Annotated in this window: 12 protein-coding genes and 1 pseudogene; 1 reads left to right on the top strand and 12 read right to left on the bottom strand. The window is 73.0% G+C overall.

The window, feature by feature from the left end:
* Nucleotides 1-3: 3 nt before the first annotated feature.
* The 4 genes from IPI43_05095 to IPI43_05080 form a co-directional block, all read right to left on the bottom strand.
* Entirely contained in the window at nt 4-1,089 is a 1,086-nt protein-coding gene (locus tag IPI43_05095) for a hypothetical protein (protein ID MBK7773498.1), read from the bottom strand.
* Between the two features lie 13 nt (nt 1,090-1,102).
* Nucleotides 1,103-3,268 carry a hypothetical protein gene (locus IPI43_05090; protein ID MBK7773497.1) on the bottom strand — a complete coding sequence of 722 codons (2,166 nt, stop codon included), beginning with the start codon at nt 3,266-3,268 and terminating at the stop codon, nt 1,103-1,105.
* Between the two features lie 492 nt (nt 3,269-3,760).
* Nucleotides 3,761-4,750: a hypothetical protein gene (locus tag IPI43_05085; protein MBK7773496.1), complete on the bottom strand. Its 990-nt coding sequence runs from the start codon at nt 4,748-4,750 to the stop codon at nt 3,761-3,763.
* 200 nt (nt 4,751-4,950) lie between these two features.
* Nucleotides 4,951-7,224, bottom strand: coding sequence for a hypothetical protein (locus IPI43_05080; GenBank protein MBK7773495.1), 2,274 nt, complete (start codon nt 7,222-7,224; stop codon nt 4,951-4,953).
* 152 nt (nt 7,225-7,376) lie between these two features.
* On the opposite strand from IPI43_05080, the gene IPI43_05075 reads away from it, so the two are divergent.
* Nucleotides 7,377-8,627, top strand: coding sequence for a hypothetical protein (locus IPI43_05075; GenBank protein MBK7773494.1), 1,251 nt, complete (start codon nt 7,377-7,379; stop codon nt 8,625-8,627).
* Here IPI43_05075 and IPI43_05070 read toward each other — a convergent pair.
* From IPI43_05070 to IPI43_05035, 8 genes and pseudogenes are all read right to left on the bottom strand, one after another.
* Nucleotides 8,595-9,986, bottom strand: coding sequence for a HAMP domain-containing histidine kinase (locus IPI43_05070; GenBank protein ID MBK7773493.1), 1,392 nt, complete (start codon nt 9,984-9,986; stop codon nt 8,595-8,597). The genes IPI43_05075 and IPI43_05070 overlap by 33 nt on opposite strands.
* A complete protein-coding gene (locus tag IPI43_05065) occupies nt 9,983-10,666 on the bottom strand; it encodes a response regulator transcription factor (GenBank protein MBK7773492.1) in 684 nt (227 codons plus the stop codon). Before IPI43_05065 ends, IPI43_05070 begins: the two co-directional genes overlap by 4 nt.
* An 87-nt stretch (nt 10,667-10,753) precedes the next feature.
* Nucleotides 10,754-13,760, bottom strand: a pseudogene (locus IPI43_05060) (efflux RND transporter permease subunit).
* Nucleotides 13,757-14,101, bottom strand: coding sequence for an HlyD family efflux transporter periplasmic adaptor subunit (locus IPI43_05055; protein MBK7773491.1), 345 nt, complete (start codon nt 14,099-14,101; stop codon nt 13,757-13,759). Before IPI43_05055 ends, IPI43_05060 begins: the two are co-directional and overlap by 4 nt.
* A 196-nt stretch (nt 14,102-14,297) precedes the next feature.
* On the bottom strand, nt 14,298-14,693 hold the full coding sequence (locus IPI43_05050) for a hypothetical protein (GenBank protein MBK7773490.1): 396 nt from the start codon (nt 14,691-14,693) through the stop codon (nt 14,298-14,300).
* A complete protein-coding gene (locus IPI43_05045; protein ID MBK7773489.1) occupies nt 14,690-15,445 on the bottom strand; it encodes a hypothetical protein in 756 nt (251 codons plus the stop codon). Before IPI43_05045 ends, IPI43_05050 begins: the two co-directional genes overlap by 4 nt.
* Nucleotides 15,439-15,993 (bottom strand): hypothetical protein, encoded by a 555-nt coding sequence (locus IPI43_05040; GenBank protein ID MBK7773488.1) that lies wholly within the window; start codon nt 15,991-15,993, stop codon nt 15,439-15,441. The genes IPI43_05045 and IPI43_05040 overlap by 7 nt, the downstream gene beginning before the upstream one ends.
* A gap of 74 nt (nt 15,994-16,067) precedes the next feature.
* Nucleotides 16,068-17,066 carry an ATP-dependent 6-phosphofructokinase gene (locus IPI43_05035; GenBank protein MBK7773487.1) on the bottom strand — a complete coding sequence of 333 codons (999 nt, stop codon included), beginning with the start codon at nt 17,064-17,066 and terminating at the stop codon, nt 16,068-16,070.
* Nucleotides 17,067-17,113 lie beyond the last annotated feature (47 nt).

The raw sequence follows: 17,113 nt of genomic DNA, 5'->3' as shown, positions 1-17,113 counted from the left end.
TCGTCAGTACCCCAGACGCCGGGTGATGATGCCGAGGTCCACCCGCAAGCCGCTGTCGCTGGTGGACACGTGCCAGCGCGCAGGCGGGGTGGCCGGCGAGCCGGGCTCCAAGAACGGCGTGGCCGCGCCCAGGCCGCTGGCCGAGCGCTCGGGGGAAGCCAGGCACTGCTCCAGGCAGTAGAGCGCGCCCGCCGGGGTGTGGGCCTGGTCGGCGCGGTCGCAGCGAGCGCCCGTGTCGTTGGCCTCGGCACGAGCGCTCATGCGCACCAGCACGTCCACGCGGCGGGAGCTGGCGCAGCGACCCACGCTCGGGTCGTCACGGTCGGGCGCGCTGGGCGGCGGGCACTCACCCGCGGTCTCCAGTTCTTCATCGGGCGCGCGGTAGCGCGGAGCCATCCAGCTGGTGGACGCGCCCGCAGCCACCAAGCGCACCCCGTTGTTGCGCCGGCCGATGCCGGTGGCGATGGCGCTGGCCGCACGCGCGGCGCGGCACCAGGCCAGGCGATCGTTGGCGGCGTCGCGCGCGGCGTCTCCACGCAGGCTGCTGTGCTCGGTCCAGGGCGGCGTGCCCCAGCCCTCGCCCACCAGGTCGGCGCAGTCGAGGCGCGCCGCCGGCCGCGTGAAGTCCACGTGCCCGATGGTGGCGATGTCCACCGTCTCGGCGTGCGGCAGCATGGCGCGCAGGGCGAGGCCCAGGCACTCGAAGCCGTTCTGCCCACGCACGCCGCCCACCTCGCAGCCGGTGGCCGACGCCAGCGTGTGCGCGCCCGACTCGAAGAAGTCGTCGCTGCCGCAGCTCACGCGCCACTGGAGCGGCGAGTTGCCCACCAGCTCGATGGTGCACAGCTGGCCCACCGCCACCTGCGCCACGGTGAGCGCGTTGGCGGCCTGCTGGAAGGTCTCGGCCGAGAAGCGCTGGCGGCACTGGGCCTCGAGCGCGCGCACCTGCGACACGTCCACCTCGTTGGCCGGCAGCGGCGCGGCCACCAGCTCGGGGGCCGCCGGGCTCTCTACGCCGGTGGCGTGGGTGGAGGCGCAGGCCGCGAGCATGAGCCCGAGCAGCGCGCCAACGCCCACACGAGCCGTCATTCGCGGGCCCACGTCAGCGCCCCCCGATGAGGTCGTAGAGCCCGCCCAGGTTCAGCCCGAAGAAGAAGCTGTAGACCTGGTCGTCCGGGTGCGGCCAGTTGGGGTGCACCAAGAAGCCCAGCGTGAACAGGTTCTGCGCGCGGCTGGGCAAGCCCCAGTCGAGGCCCACCATGAACGCGGGCCCGATGCGGCTGGCGTGCCCGTCGGCCGCGATGCTGGCAATGAACGGCACCGAGAACTCGAGGTCGAAGCCGTAGTTGAACTTCATGTCGAAGTGCACCAGCGGCAGCACCACGCCGATGGCCCACGGGTCCGGCTGGCTGAAGAACACGCCCAGGCGCGGGTCGCCCAGGATGCCGAGGCGCCCGTGCCAGCGCTCGCTGCCCACGGCGTGCGCCACCACGCGGCTCTGCCACACGCGCAGGGCCGCGCGGGCCACGCAGCGGGTGGTGCCGGCCTCACGCAGCAACAAGTGCGCGTACACCTTCTGGTCGATGCGCAGCTCGGCGGCCGAGGAGATGAGCGCGCTGCTGTTGAGCTGGCCGGCCTCGTCCACGGGGCACGCCCCGCCGTTGGTGAGCGCCACCGCGAAGGCGGACTCACCGGCGTGGCCGTAGTCGCCCGTCTCGCCGCCCACCACGGGCGCCTGGTCGGAGAGCACCGTGCGCCGCTCGCTGCGCGGGTCGTTCCACGAGCTGGCGATGCCCTCGGGCGAGGCCACGCGGAAGCGCAGCTCGTCCTCGCTGCGGCGGAAGGCGAAGGTGGGAGGGTCATCGCGGCGCACGCCCTGCCAGGCCGGGACCGCCTCGCCCGTCTCGCCGTCGGCGTCGCGCGTGAAGCCCACGGGCGCCCAGTCCTGCGCTGGGTCCATGACGGCGATGCGGCCCGCCGAGAGCCCGGTGGCCCCGCGGCAGCCGGCCGACGACGCCAAGCGCAGCTCGTAGAAGCCGCGCTGAAGCGTGATGGGCAGGCTGCTCACCGCGTCCTCGCCGTGGCAGAGCACCGTCTCGGCCGGCAGCTCCGCGATGGTGGCGCCCGCCGTGGTGAGCAGCGTGGCGCCGTCGCCCGTGGTCATGCAGCGCGGGCTGCGGTCCAGCTCCTGCACGCCATCGGGGCGCACGCTCACGCGCGGCTCGTCCACGCAGAAGCGCACGGCCGGCGTGGTGCGCGCGATGAGGTCCAGCGCCGCCAGCGTGCCGAGCGGCTTCGCCTGCATGGTGGGCCGGTGCACGCCGTGCGACGACGCCATGCACACGCTCACGTCGCCCAGCAGCGCCGTCCACTCGGTGGCCGCCGGCACCAGGCTCGCGCCCGTGTCGCCGTAGCGCGTGGTCATGAAGCGCCCCATCTGGCCGCCGTCCAGCTCGATGCGGTCTTCGAGCGCCGTAGCGCCGATGCGCTCGCCCACCTCGCACGCGTCCGCGCCACGCCCACGCACGAAGCGCAGCGTGCCCGCTGCCACGGCCAGCTGGAGCTCGGCCCACAGGTCGTCTTCCGCGTCGGGCCCGCGCCGCAGCGACAGGCCCCGCTCACCGCGCGTGAAGTCCGGCACCAGCAGGGCGCGCTGCGCCGCGTCGGTGGCGAAGTAGTCGAGCAGCGCCGTGGGGCGGCCGGAGCTCACCTGACCGAGAGGATAGGCCGTGGTGCCCTCCACGCGGGCCACCACGCGCCAGGGCCCCTCGCACTCGGGCAGCGTGATGGTGCTCTGGGTGCGCGGCATGGCCTGGGCGGCCCCACCGGCGGTGCACGTGAACTCGAGGTCCATGGAAGGCGCCCCACACTCGTTGGAGGCGCGCCGCACCGCGAGCCGTCGCGCGTTGGGGTCCGGCTGCACCGCGAAGGCGCCTTGGGCCTCCAGCACGAAGTCCGTGCAGTGCGCCAAGATGAGCGAGGACGCGGGCGTGGCCGGCACCGAGGCCGCGCTGCCTCCGCGCGCCGGCGTGGCAGGCGCCGTGGGGGCCGCGGCCGCACGCGGACGCCCGTAGAGCACGGGCAGTTGCGGGCTGCGCCAGCCGAGCTGGCCGAGCACCGCCAAGAACGCCACGTCGCGGTTCAGCCCCAGCGAGCGGAAGCCCGTGCTGCGCGACAAGCTGTACTCGCACTCGCTGCTGAGGCGCACCGCCGTGCCGAGGAACGCGGCCGCGCTGCCGCTCGGGCCTGGGCCGAAGCACTCCGGCAAGCGGGCAGCCTGCGCGCTGACGCTGGAGGCCGGGAGAGCTGCGCAGGCGAGCGCCGAAAGGAGCCCCAGCGCGAGCCACGCACGGCGTGGAGCAGATGGGACAGAGAGGGAGACCAGGTGGGGCACAGAGACACTCCTCGGATCGGGTCACGTCGTATGCGGTCGGGCAGCCCCGGCGCGTCCGGGACCCATGGTTGCATCCTCGGGCGACGATGGCACGCGCGGAGGCAACTACGCGGACGGCCTCCGCATTTCGGACACCGCCCCCGCTGCGCCGATTACGGCGGCGGTGGCCTCGTCGGCACGACACCGTCCACCAGCCACGAGGCTCACCCTGATAGTGAAGCGCGTCGTCAAGGCGCTCGATGTCTCCAGCCACAGGGCACCAGGACTCCTCGATGTTCGTTCCTTCCAACGGTCCCGTGGACGCAAAGACGACCTCGGTGTGAACGTCGCGACGAGCCGAACCTCTGCTCGCGACGATCTGTGCCGTCAGTCCGCGGGCAGCACGTGGATCAGACGACCAGCCACTCCCAGCGGCGCCCGATGGTCGCGTAGCGCGTTGCCAGCACACTCGTTCACCGCGGAGTCCGTCTGGCCGCGGACGGTCACGGACATCACCCCGGTCGCGTCCCAGGTCGCCTCCACCGAGAGAACGCCATCGCGAGGAACGCCCGCACACCCCCGGAGCAGCGCACGTTGCGCTTCGAGGTGTTCCCGGACCGCACGGATCGCCTCGGCGGAACCCACAGCGAGGGTGGTGCTCGGGGTGGCGGCAGGCTCGCCGGGTGCCGCGGCCAGCGCCTCGTCCATGTGGCGCGCGAGCTGCTCGAAGCCGCGCACGTCCGCGCTGTCGGGCACCCACTCGGTGCCGCAGAACCGCATCGTCAGGGCATGCGCCTGCATGGCCGCGAGGAGGGACGCACGCGGAAGCTGCGCCGCGCCATCCTGGATCGGGGCATCGAAGAGGGTGGATCCGTCGGCCGACACTACGAGCGACTCGCACGAGAGGCTGGCGCCGGGCTCGGGTGGCTCGAGGGTCAGCTGCACAAGTTCTCGACTCTGCTCCGGGGTGAAGGTGAACGTCAGCGTGGCCGTCTCGGTTCGGAACGTGGCCCGAACGCCGTGGAGCGTCTCACCTCGGCGCGCGAACTGGAACCGGGGGCCCTGGCCCCGCGACGCCTCCCGGGGGGCGACCTCCACCGCGCCGTCAGCAGCGCGCGCACGACTGCGCACCGGGGTGCAGCTCACGGCGGCGTCGGGGACGCTGCTGCACTGGAAGTGCACGTCACCGCAGCGCGCGATCCACGAGCTCCCTTGCGTGCCACCCCGCAGCTGGCTGACGTCGATGGCCGCGGGCTCGCAGCCGGTGGCACCGGCCGACGCGATCTGCGCACGCCGCGGGGACGGACCGCATGCCGCGAGCAGCCCGACCGTCACGAGCCACGGGCCCAGCCACGGGGTCCTGCGCGTGCGCTTCAAGGCGCGTCGCTCGCGAGCACTTCGGCGTCGGCCGTGTGGAGAGTGGCCCCACAAAGCAGCCAGGCCCCCGGGCCGCGTGGCGCAGTCCGCTGCATCCAGGAAGTCTTACTAGGCTGCACGTCGTACCTCTTTCTTTGGTCTCGGCGCGTCACCTTACCAGGGGCCCAGCGCGTCCTGCCAGGCCACGCTCGGATCACCGCTCACGGCTGCGCGGCCCGCAGCTCCGCCCCGCGCATCTCGGCGCGCTCCCACATGCGGACATAGCCCTCGGCGGAGCGGAACAACGGCTCGAGGTCCTCGTCGCTCACGCCATCGCGCCGGGCGTCCTCGATCAGCTCGGGGATCAGGCCCACGTGGATCATGCCCTCGGTGTTGAAATCCACCGCGCGGCTGCCCAGTTGGGGCGCCTGGAACGTCACGTCACCCGCGTAGGACATGAACGGATAGGTGATCGGATCGCTCTGCGGGCTGCCGCAGCCGGACTCGTCACCGAAGCGTGGCCCGGGCGCGCCCGCAAAGCCGTTGAGGTCGAAGCCGAAGCCCTCGGCCGGGTAGCCGCCGCGCTCGGTGATGAGCGCGATGCGGTCGCGCAGGCCGTCGCCCATGGCGCCCGTGCGGTCGGCTGCGCGGCAGCGGCCGAGGCCCGTGGTGGAGATGCCACCGATGTCGTAGATGCGGCCGGCGTTGGTGTTGCCGTGCGTGCCGGCGGCCGGGTAGTCGTTCTCCACCAGGATCTCGTAGGCGCGCGCGAACGAACGCTGCGGGAAGTGGTCCACCTCGAGGATCATGCCGCGCAGCATCATCTCCATCATGAGCAGCTCGCCCAGCGGCTGGAGCCCGGCGGCCTGGCAGTAGGGACCTTCGAGCGCCGGCATCTGGATCTGCTCGATATACGGAAGCACCGTGCCGCTGGGCGCCGCTGCGAAGCCGGTCACGTCGAGCGGCGGCTCGGAGAAGTACTCCGCGCGCGGCTGGTTGAAGCCCCCGTAGTAGACGTTGCCGCCGTCGAACGAGGCGGACACGCCCGTGTTGCAGTCCAGCGTGAAGTTCGAGTAGTGCCCGCTGTTGATGACGTTGCCCAGCTCGATGAAGCCGCGGCTGCCATCGCCCGCCGAGAAGGCATTGTCGTACTTGTGCACGGGGAACAGCGCACGCACGCCGCGGTCGTGGTAGTGGGCCAGCTGCTGGCGCACGAACGCCGCGTCGCACGTGGGGAAGCCCTCGCGCGGAACCGAAAAGCAGTCGAACAGGTTCGAGATCTCGATGCCCAGGATGACGGCCAGCTTGCCGGACGCGATGACCTCGCGGGCCTCGGCCGGGCTGGTCACGATGCGGAACCAGCCCTCGCCGGGGCCACCCGACTGCGCGTCGATGTAGCGCTCCATGGCGTAGGCCTCGTCGAGCTCGCGGTCCACGCCCACCATGTCGTTGCACGAGTAGCGCACCGACTGCGCGCGCGAGCCGGTCACCAGGTCACACAGCACCTGGTTGCCCGTGGCGTGCTGCACCACCAGGCGCAGGCCGCTCAGGTACGCGCGCTCCAGCCACTTGTAGTACTGCACTTGGTGCGTGGAGCTCTCGCGCGCGTTGGGCCAGTCCACGAAGTCCGGGTAGCCGCTCGTGTCGTGGTTGGCCTCGGGCGTGCGCCCCAGCACCAGGGCCGTCCCGAGGGTGCCCACGTCGGTGTTGCCGCCCCCGTCGAAGAAGTAGCCCACCAGATCGCGGCGCCCCTCGAGCCCGTGGAAGCGCTCGCAGTCGGGTAGCGCGGCCTCGACGCCCAGGCGGTGGAAGGGCGCGCCGTGGAATATGCCCCCGCCCCCGAAGCCGAAGTTGGTGAGCAGGTGCGAGTGCGCGTCGACGAAGCCGAACAGGTCTCCATCATCGAAGGTGCCGCGCGTAGACTCGCCCGTGGCGTCCAGCGTCATCTCCGGAAACGCCGTGCAGCCCTCGGCTGGATAGAGCGTGAGCACGCCAGCCTGCTCGGGGTCCGCAGTGGTTCCGAGAGCGCTGATGAAGCGCCCTGTGCGGCGGCTGCGAAGCGCGAGGCGCTCCGGGTCGTGAGCCGACACGCTGACTTCCCACTCGGCCGGCGACACGAAGGTGTCGTCCAGCAGCTGCACCTCGTTCTCGAGCGTGGCCGCGCTGCCTAGCTCGTCCACCTCGGACACCAGGTAGTTCCGGTCCTGGTCGTAGATCAGATAGGTCCCGAGGTCCGACGCCTTCAGCGTGAGCCGCAGCGCGGTCTCCGGGTCGCGTCCGCTGAACTCGTAGCCGATGCCCTCGACCGCGCGCACCAAGTAGCGCGTGTTCCGGCTGCCGGGCGCCGTGGCGTCCATGACGAAGCAGCCTTCGTTGAACGCGTAGAGGTTCTCGTAGGCCGGCGCAGGCGGGCGGCGCACGAACCCGTCGTCGCCGCAGCCCAGCGGCAGGAGGCCCAAAAACACGAGCAAATACGCGAGGGGGGAGCGCCGCATGCGCGCATTGTGACGGCCGCCCCAGCCCGCGCCAGTGATAAAGCAGTCAGCGTGTGATCGATTGATGGCCCTGCGTCACTGACGCCGGACAGGAATGCCGAACAACGCGCCGCGGGTTGAGCGGCGCAAAGGGTTAGGAGACAATGCGCGCCATGAATATCTCGTCGGGTGTGGGTTTGAGGGTGGTCGCGAGCGCTTGGCTGATGCTGACGCCGCTGGTGGGTTGCTCGGGAGGAGACGAAGCGGGGGCTGGCGAAACGCCGAACGCCACGGCCGAGCCTGCGAGCGCGGGCAGCGGGGCGGCCCCTGCGCCGGTCCCCGAGGCACCGCGAGCCCTCGAGGAACCGGCTCCGGGGCCCACCATCGTGGAGCTGAACGCCGCCGTGGCCACGGAAGGCCAGATGGGCTGGGTGGACCTGCTGCACACCGTGCAGACCACCGTGGCCACCACCAGCGCGTACCGTGACGAGCTGCGCCAGATCGGCTTCCTCTTCGACGGTGACATGCAGACCGCCTGGAACTCCGCCACCATGCCCGAGGGCGACACCTCCTCGCGCAGCATCCACGTGCGCATCCCCGCGGGCGCGCGCGTGCACGCCATCGACCTCACGGTGGGCTTCACCAAGGTGCAGGGCACGAGCGATCTCTTCGCGGGGAACCGCCGGCTGCGCCGCGTGCGCGTGCGGCACCCGGGCGGCGAGGTGCTGGCCACGCTGAACTCCGAAGAGCAGCGGCTACAGCGCATCCCCGTGACGGGTGAGGCGGGCGACTACGAAATCGAGATCCTGGAGTGGGTGCAGGGCACGCGGCCCACGTGGCGCGAGCTCTGTATCTCCGAGATCCGCGTGATGGGCGTGGCCGAGGCGAGCGCGCCGCGGGCTGCGGCCCCGACGCCGCTGCTGGGCGTGCTGCCGGGCGCCGTGGTGGCCGCTGCCGTGGCGGCGGGGACCGAAGGCGACGACCTGCTCGAGGGTGACGAAGAGGGCCTCGAAGAAGGCGACGACGAAGAGGACCTCGAAGGCGGCGAAGCGGCCAACGCCGCGCCCATCATTGCGCAGCGCGCCGCCGGCCTGCAGATCACGCGCCTCGAGCTGGCCCCCGAGATGGACGGGCGCACGCCGCTCGGTCCGCGTACCACGTACTCGAAGTCCGTGGACGACCAGGTGTTCTGCTACTTCGAGCTGACCAACCCCGACCGCACGGCGAACACCGTGACGCTCGCCTGGGAGGACATCAACGGTGGCAGCCGTGGCGCTCCCACGGAGATCCAGGTGGCCGCCAACCGTCGCTTCGTGAACTACCGCTACACGTCGGTGAGCTGGCGCCGGCCCGGCACCTACTACTGCGTGGTGCGGCAGGGCACCGACGAGCTAGGGCGCATCCCGTTCACGGTCACAGAGTGACGCGCCGCTGAGCGGCAGGGCGATCTCGAGCCAGGCGCCGCGCGTGGACGGGAGCGCGCGGGCGCGGCCTCCGTGGCGCTCGGCCACCTCGCGCACCAGCGCGAGGCCCAGGCCCGCACCCCCCTGCCCGGCCCGTCGCTCACGGTGAAAAGGCACGAAGATGCGCTCCTCGGCGCCCGGTGGGATGCCCTCGCCCTCGTCGCGCACGCGGATGAGCAGCTCGCCGCCGGCCGTGGTGAGAGCGACCTCCACGCGGCTCTCGCGGGGCGCGTGCTGGAGCGCGTTGCGCAGCAGATTGTCGAGCGCGCGTCCCAGCAGCTCGGGCTCCACCAAGGCACGGGTGGCCTCCGACGCGCGCAGCACGAGCGTGACGTCGGCGAGCGTGGCGGCGTCCGTGAAGCGGCGGATGGAGTCGCGCACGATCTCTCGGACGTCCGCGAGGCGCTCTTCCCGCGGCGCAGCGCGCGCTTGCCCGAGGCCCAGCAGCTCCTGCGCCATGGTCTCGAGCCGGGTCACCTCGGCGCCCACCTCCTCGAGCGCCTCGCGCAGTTCAGCGTCTTCGCGCGGGCGGCGCAGGCTCACGTCCACCGTGGCGCGCAGCGTGGCCAGCGGCGTGCGCAGCTCGTGCGCCGCCCCGGCCAAGAGCCGCTCACGCGCGCTGCGGTCTTCGCGCATGCGCACGGTGGCGCGGCTCACGGCGGCCCGCAGCTCCCCCACCACGTCGGGCAGCTCGTCCACGGGCGGCTCGCGGTCCAAGCGCCCCTCGCCCAGGGCCTGCACGTGCGCGGCGATCCCCTCGAGCCGGCGAGCCAGCCAGCGCGCGTGCCGGCGCTGCGCCACGAAGAGCGCCAGCGCCACCAGCAGCAACCCGAGCGCGCTCGAGCGCCAGTAGGCGCCCATGGTGCGGTCCACTCCGTCGAGGCTGCTGGCAAGCCACAGCGCGTGCGGGCGGCCATCCGGGCTGGGCACGCGCAGCGTCAGGATGCGGCTCCCGACCTGCGTGCGGAACACCGGCTCTCCGCCCTCGGGAGGCAGCAGGCGCTCGGGCATGAGCGGGTTGGCGCGCCCCACCATCTGGCGCGTTCCGTCGGGCCCATAGATGGCGGCGGCCGCGGACTCGAGCGACCCGCTCGACAGCAGCGCAGCACGCACCGGTGAGTCGTCGGCGTGCAAGTGCGGGAGGCCATCCGTGCGGTCGAAGAGGCTCACCGACTCGGAGGCCGCCTGGGCGCTGAGCGACTGATCGAGCGCCGCGAGCAGCGAGCGCTGGAAGAGCAGGCCCACGCCGACCCCCGCGATGCTCATGAGCGAGAGCGGCAGCGCGACGCCGTACGCCAGGAGGCGCCGGTCGAGCCTCATCGTTCTGGCTCCGCAGGGGACAGGCGAAAGCCCACGCCCCGTACCGCCACGATGCGCGGACCTTCGGGGCCGAGGGCGTCCAGCTTGCGGCGCAGGTAGCCCACGTACACGTCGAGGATGTTGGGGTCGCCCTCGAAGCCCCAGCCCCACACGGCGGTGAGCAGGTGGCTGCGCGTCATCACGTCGCCGGCGTGCGTGAAGAGCTCGTGGGCCAGCGACAGCTCGCGCGGCGAAAGCGAGACCTCGAGCTCGCCGCGCCGCAGATGGTGGCGCCGCGCGTCGAGCTCCACCCCGCCCACTGCCAGCGCCACGCTGGCGCCGACGGCGCGCCGCTGCAGCGCCTCGAGCCGCGCCACCAGCTCCGCGAACGCGAAGGGCTTCACCAGGTAGTCGTCGGCGCCGGCCCGCAGGCCCGTCACGCGCTCGCCCACCTCGCCGCGGGCCGTCAGCATGAGGACCGGCAGCCGCAGCCCCTCCGCGCGCCACGCTCGCAGCAGGCTCGGGCCGTCCACGTCCGGCAGCATCCAGTCCAGCACCACCACGTCGTAGACCACGTCCAGCACCTGCCGGCGCGCATCGGCCGCGGTGCCGCAGACGTCCACCACGTGGCCCTCTTCACGCAGGCCGCGCGCCACCTTCTCGGCCAGGCGGGCCTCGTCTTCCACCAACAGGATGCGCATGCAGGCCATGGTTCTATCAGGAAGCCACGTCCTCCGCCGGGGCACCTTCGCGGACCCCGAGCAAGCGGGCCAGGTAGGGGTAGAGCACGGCAGCAGCAAGAGACTGACGGTGGTGGAGGTCACGAGGCCGCACCACCGTGGCCAGCGGGCGCTGCACCTCGGCGCCCACGCCGGTGGCCAGCATCATGGGCACGGACCCTGAGCGAGGCGACCAGCGCGGTGGTGGACACTGGCCTGAGCCGCGCGCGGGGGCGGCGTCGAGGGCGGCCTCGCGTGGGGCTTCCGGCCCGCATCTCCTCTTCGATGCGCGCCACCAGCACCACGCCGTTGAGCACCGCGATGCCCGACAGCGCGATGAACCCGATGGCCGCCCGAGATGGATGCGGGCAGCCCGCGCAGCGAGAGCAGAACGATGCCGCCCACCGCCGCGAAGGGGATGCAGCGTGATGATCAACACGGGCGCGAGCCGCCGGAACAGCAGCAGCAGCGTGGCCCCGATGCCCAGCAGCACCAGCGGGATGACCCACATGAGGCGCCGCTTGGCCGCCTCGAAGGCCTCGTACTGGCCACCCCAAACCAGGCGGAAGCCGTCCGGCATGCTCAGCCCCGCGAGCCGCACGCGCGCGTCGCTGGCCACGCTGCCCAGGTCGCGCCCGCGCACGTTGAAGCCCACCGCGATGCGGCGCTCCGAGCGGTCGTGGTAGATGGCGCTGGGCGTCTCGAGGGTGCGCACGGCCGCCACCGCGTCGAGCGGCACGAGCCCGCGCGCGGTGGGGATGGGCGTCTGCCCGAGCCCTGCGCTGGTGGGGGGCGTGAGCCGCACGCGGATGGGGATGCGCAGCACGTCGTCGTAGGTGGCGCCCGCCTCGAGTCCCACCTGATAGGCCTGGACCGCGTCCAGCACGTCGGCCACGCGCAGCTCGTGGCGGGCCGCACGCAGCGCGTCGGGGACGACGTCCAGTAGGGGCACATCGGGGGGCGCGAGGATGCGCACGTCCTCGGCACCGGGGAGCCCCTGGATGCGCCGCTCCACCTCCTCCGCGAGAAGACGGGCTGTGCGCAGCTCGGGGCCGTACACGCTCACGCTCACGTCCGTGACGTCGCCGCCCACCAGCTCGTTGAAGCGCATCTGGATGGGCTGCGTGAACGCGATCTCGTCGCCCGGCGCCGTAGCCTCGATGCGCTCGGCCAGCTCGGCCAGTAGCCGCTCACGGGTCATGCCCGCCCGCCACCGCGACGCAGGATGGAGCCGCACGAACACGTCCGACTGCTCGAGGCCCATGACGTCGGTGGCCACGGCAGGGCTGCCGATGCGGCTGTGGATGGAGGCCACCTCGGGCACATCGAGCGCGGCCTGCTCGAGCGCAGTGCCGAGCCGCGCGGCCTCGTGGATGGAGATGTCGGGCCGCCGTGTGCCCTGGATGACCAGGTCGCCCTCGTCCAGCTGCGGGACGAACGCCGTGCCCGCGCGCGCGAAGAGCATGCCGCCCCCCACCAGGCTCAGCAGCGCCAGCAGCGCCAGCAGGCCGGGCCGCCCGCTCACCCAGCGCAGCACGGGCGTGTGCACGCGCTCCAGCACGCGCACCAGGCGCGGCGGTGTGGCGGGCATGTGCTCACGGCGCACGAAGCGGGCCGTGGCCGCGGGGATGAACGTGAAGGTCAGCGCCAGCGCCGCCGCGAGCGCGAGCACCACCGTGATGGCCATGGGCTTGAACATCTTCCCGTCCACGCCCCTGAAGCGCCAAGATGGGCACGTACACCATCAGGATGACAGCCACCGAGTAGGCCACGGGGCGCGCGACCTCGGTCACGGCGCGGCGCATGGCCGCCGCGGGGTCCTCCTCCGGGTGCTCCGACCAGCGGTGGAAGATGGCCTCCACCAGCACCACCGCGCCGTCCACCAAGAGACCGAAGTCGATGGCGCCGAGGCTCATGAGGTTGCCGGGCACCTCGAGGGCCACCATGCCCACGACCGCCCCCAGCATGGCCAGCGGGATCGTCAGGGCCACCACCAGCGCGGCGCGCAGGCTGCCCAACATGAGGAACAGGATGATGGCGACCAGTAGCCCGCCCTCGAGCAGGTTCTTGCCCACCGTGCGGAGCGTGGCGTTCACCAGGTCGCTGCGGTCGTAGATGGGCTCGATGTCGACACCGCGCGGGAGGACGGAGCGCACCTCTGGCATGCGCGCGTGGATGCCCTCCAGCACCTCGAGCGCGTTCTCCCCACGCAGCATCTGGACCATGACGTAGACGCCCTCGCCGCGGCCCTCGGCGGTGGCCGTCCCGAGGCGTGGCTCGGCCCCGGGGCGCACGCTGGCCACGTCGCCGATGCGCAGCGTCTCGCCGCCGGAGCGGCACGGCAGCACAGCACGCTCGAGGTCCCGTGGCTGCGTGGGGAGTGCACGGCCGCGCATGAGCACGCGCCCCTCGCCCGCCGAGAGGGCGTCCCCCGGCACGGCGCCGCTCGAGGTCGAGACGGCCGCGCGCAGCTCCGCCAGCGAGACGCCGTGCGCGGCCATGGCGATGGGGTCGCCGATCACGTCCATGGTGCGCCGCGTGCCGCCAGGTGTTGACTCCACCACGCCCGGGACCGAGCGCAGGATCGGGCGATGCGCAGCTCCACCAGCTCCAGGATCTGCGTGGCGTCGTAGCCCCTCGCCCTCCACGGCGAAGTGGAAGATCTCGCCGAGGCCCCGGTCAACGGCCCGAGCTCAGGGGTCTCGACGCCGGCGGGCAGCCAGCTGGTGCCCACCAGGCGCTCGGCCACCAGCTGCCGTGCGCGCACGAGGTCCACGTCGTCTTGGAACACGGCCGTGACCACGCTCAACCCGTAGCGCGAGAGGGAGCGCTGCGTGGCTAGGCCCGGCAGGCCGCCGAGCGCGATCTCGATGGGCCGCGTGACCAGACGCTCCACCTCCTCGGGGGTGTAGCCGGGCGCCTGCGTGAGCAGCTGCACCTGCTGACCGGTCACGTCGGGCAGCGCATCCAACCGCAGGTTGCGCGCCGACAGGAGGGACGCCGCCGCGAGCGCCGCGACCACGGCGAGCACGAACCCGCGCTTCTCGATGGAGGCGAGCAGCAGGCGCCTGATCATGGGTGCCTCGGTTGGAAGCGCACGGTGACACGCGTGCCGTGGGGCAGCGCCTCCGTGAGCGGATAGAACGTGTGGAAGAGGCCGGTCTCGGGATCGAGCACGGGCTCGTGCAGCGCGCTGCTGCTCAGCGTTCCGTCGTCCGTCACCACGGTGACGGGGCCGGTCGGAGGACGCCGTGCCGTGGTCACCTGAACCACCGCCTCGCTGGGTCCCACCAAGCGTGCGAGCGGCGCACCCGGACCCACCACACCGCCCTCGGCGAGCAGCAGCTCCACCAGCACGCCGGCGCGCGGCGCCCGCACCCGCAGGACGCCGTGGCGCGAGGTGCGCCTGGTCCGCACGGTCCACGTGCGCCGCGCGCAGCTTGGCGAGCGCCACGTCGCGCGCGCGTCCCGAGCTCGGCCAGTGTGCCGTCCACACCCTCCAGCTGCTCGCGGCGCGAGGCCCCTCGTTCACCAGCTGCACCACGCGCTCGCGGCGCGTGCCCAGCACGTCGCGCCTCGTGGCCCAGACCCGCCACCTCCGCCGCGGCCACCGCTAGTCCGGGCACCTCCACCTCGGCCAGCACGCTGCCCTCCTCGACGGGTTGGCCCACGCTGACCAACAGGCGACGCACGCGCCCTCGAAGGATAGCCCCACCTCCACCACGCCACCGCGCGTCACCACACGCCCGAGGGTCTCTTCCCCGTCGAGGTCGGCGTCGGCGGTCGCTTCGTCGTCGCGCGCGTCCGTGGCCGCTGTGGTGCCGGGCGCCCCGCTCGGCTCCTCGGCGCGCGCGCCCTCGACGGCCGGCGGCGCGGCAGACTCGGCGGTGGAGCCCGCCCCTTCGTCTCGGGGCTCCCCGCCGCACGCTCCGAGCGCCAGGAGCAGCAGCAGGGGGAGCGCGGAGACCTTCGTGGAAGAGACGGTTCGTGGCCGCGCCTCCGCGCTCACGGTGGCATCCAGCAGCAGGCGCAGGCGCAGCTGGGCGCGCGCGGCGTCCCCGCCAGCTCCTCGTGGTCCATCTCGGCCAACGCCAGGTCCAGCGAGGCCCGCAGCAGCTCGGCGCGCGTGGCCGCTCCCAACTCGAGCCTGCGCTCGATGGCGCTCACGCGCGCACGGTAGGCGACGAGCACCTCGGCGCCGTGCCGTTCGCGCGTGGCGCGCGTCACCTCCACCGCATCGATAGCGGCGTGGAAGATGGCGTGCGACTCGTGGCTGGCACGGACGATCTCCGCCTCGGCGCGGGCCACCGCCTCGGCCGCCGCCGCGCGCGCGGGTCCGCCTCGGTCCACCACGCCAAGGGTGAACTGCGCCACGCCCGCCACCACGATGCCGCGCGGGGAGTCACGCTCCACGTACACGCCCAGCGCACCCGTGCCGCGCGCGTCGCGCTCAGCCTCGCGCTGCCGCGCCTCGGCCACACGCAGGAGCGCTGTGCGCAGCCGGAGCGTGGGCAGGCCGTCAAGGTAGCCCTCGTCCGCGCGGAGGTGGGCGAGGTCGGGCAGCGTCACCTCGGGCGCGGGCCCGGTGGTGGCCAAGCGGAAGGGGCCGTGCTGCGCCGTGGCGTGCGCCAGCTCGAGCGAAGCCGCGCGCACGTGCGCCTCGGCCGCGAGGCGCGCCATGTGGAGCTCACCCAGCAGACGAGCGGCCTCGGCGCCGTCGTCCTCCGTCGCCGCGGAGAGCGTGCGCGCGCGTGTCACCACCTCGAGATTCTGCTAGCCAACCTCCACGCGCGCGACCGCAGCCACCACGCGCCGCTCGGCGAGGTGCAGCACCAGCCAGGCCTCCCCCGCCTCGAAAGCGCGGCGAGCATGCGCTCGGCCCGCTCTTCCACGTCGAGCGCGCCGAGCTCGGCGGCCAGGCCCTCGAGCCGCGCCGCACCCACGCGCCCGAGCGCGAACCCCTGCAGCAGCGTGATCTGCGCTTCGACCCCCACATCAGGCTGCGGGCGACGGCGCCGGCCCACCTGCACCTGCACCTGGGGGTTGCCCACCCAACGGCCGACGTCGGCGTCCGCGTCGGCGCGGCGGGCGCGCACCTGCTCGGCCACGCGTGCCTCGGGCCGCACCAGGGCGAGGTCGATGGCCTCTTCGAAGGTGAGCTCCAGCACGTCGGCGTGCGGCGTGCTCGGGTGGTCGAGCGTCGTGGCCTGCGCGCCGGCGGGGGCCGCCGGGGCGGAAACGAGCAGCAACACCGGGAGCGCGAGGAGGTGCCGCGCGCGCGAGCGGGCAACGAACGGGTGGCAGAGCATGACATCGCTCTACGGCGCCGACACGAGCCGCCCCTGAGACGAACATGAGAAAGCTCTCAGGTTGGACCGCGCGCTCAGCTGAGCAACGACAGCGCGCGCGCCAGGTCCGCGAGCCGCGTGGCGGGCTCCTGGTTGCCGCACGCCACCTCGGCGATGGGCACGCGCCGCACGTCACCGTGCCACATGCCGGACATGAAGCCGCGCTCCCCGGCCAAGAGCCCGCTGGCCACGTCGGCACCCAGACGTGCCGCCAGGATGCGGTCGCGTGGGCTGGGCGCACCACCGCGCTGCACGTGGCCCAGCACCGTGACGCGCATGTCGGCGCCGGGCATGAGCGGCAGCAACGCCGCGGCGAGCGCTGCCGCGCCGCCTTGGTCGTCACCCTCGGCCACCACCACCACGCTCGAGTTCCGCTTCGCCCACTCGGCGATCAAGTGTGCTGCCAGGACCGGCACGTCGGTGGGCCACTCGGGCGTGACGATGGCCTCCGCCCCGCCGGCCACGCCCACCGCCATGGCGATGGCGCCCGAGTGCCGGCCCATGACCTCCACGAGGAACACGCGGTGGTGGCTCTCGGCGGTGTCACGCAGGCGGTCGATGGCCTCGACGCCGCGCCCCACCGCCGTGTCGAAGCCGATGGTCTCGTCCGTGCCGAGCACGTCGCAGTCGATGGTCCCGGGCACGCCGCCCACCGCGATGCCTTGCTCGTTCATGAGCGCGAGCGCTCCGCGCATGCTGCCGTCGCCGCCGATGACCACCAGCGCGTCCGCCCCCGCCGCGCGCAGGTGCTCCGCCGCGCGCGCGCGTCCCTCGGGCTGCATGAAGGCCGCACAACGTGCCGTTCCGAGGCGGGTCCCGCCGTGCGAGGCTCGCGCGTCGAGGTCCGCGCGCTCGAGCGGGAAGATGCGGTTGTCGAGGAGACCCGCATAGCCGTCCATGACGGCCAGGAGCTCTGCGCCGGCCGTCTCGGCCACGCGACCGATGGCGCGCACGCAGGCATTCATGCCGGGTGAGTCGCCCCCCGAGGTGAGCACGGCGATGCGGCGGGGAGGAGTGACGGTGGGCTGGGACATGTGCTCGGATGCTAGCAGAGCGGGCCGCCGCCGCTGAAGACTTGCAT

This window comes from Sandaracinaceae bacterium (assembly GCA_016706685.1).
GTDB lineage: Bacteria > Myxococcota_A > Polyangia > Polyangiales > Houyiibacteriaceae > JADJJE01.
This window is presented reverse-complemented; position numbering and strand designations above follow the sequence as displayed.

Bases quoted from the DNA above. Each gene is read 5' to 3' on its own strand.
- IPI43_05070 (MBK7773493.1), bottom strand. From the start codon at position 9,986: ATGAGGCTCGACCGGCGCCTCCTGGCGTACGGCGTCGCGCTGCCGCTC.
- IPI43_05075 (MBK7773494.1), top strand. From the start codon at position 7,377: ATGAATATCTCGTCGGGTGTGGGTTTGAGGGTGGTCGCGAGCGCTTGG.
- IPI43_05040 (MBK7773488.1), bottom strand. From the start codon at position 15,993: ATGCTCTGCCACCCGTTCGTTGCCCGCTCGCGCGCGCGGCACCTCCTC.
- IPI43_05065 (MBK7773492.1), bottom strand. From the start codon at position 10,666: ATGCGCATCCTGTTGGTGGAAGACGAGGCCCGCCTGGCCGAGAAGGTG.
- IPI43_05080 (MBK7773495.1), bottom strand. From the start codon at position 7,224: ATGCGGCGCTCCCCCCTCGCGTATTTGCTCGTGTTTTTGGGCCTCCTG.
- IPI43_05035 (MBK7773487.1), bottom strand. From the start codon at position 17,066: ATGTCCCAGCCCACCGTCACTCCTCCCCGCCGCATCGCCGTGCTCACC.
- IPI43_05095 (MBK7773498.1), bottom strand. From the start codon at position 1,089: ATGACGGCTCGTGTGGGCGTTGGCGCGCTGCTCGGGCTCATGCTCGCG.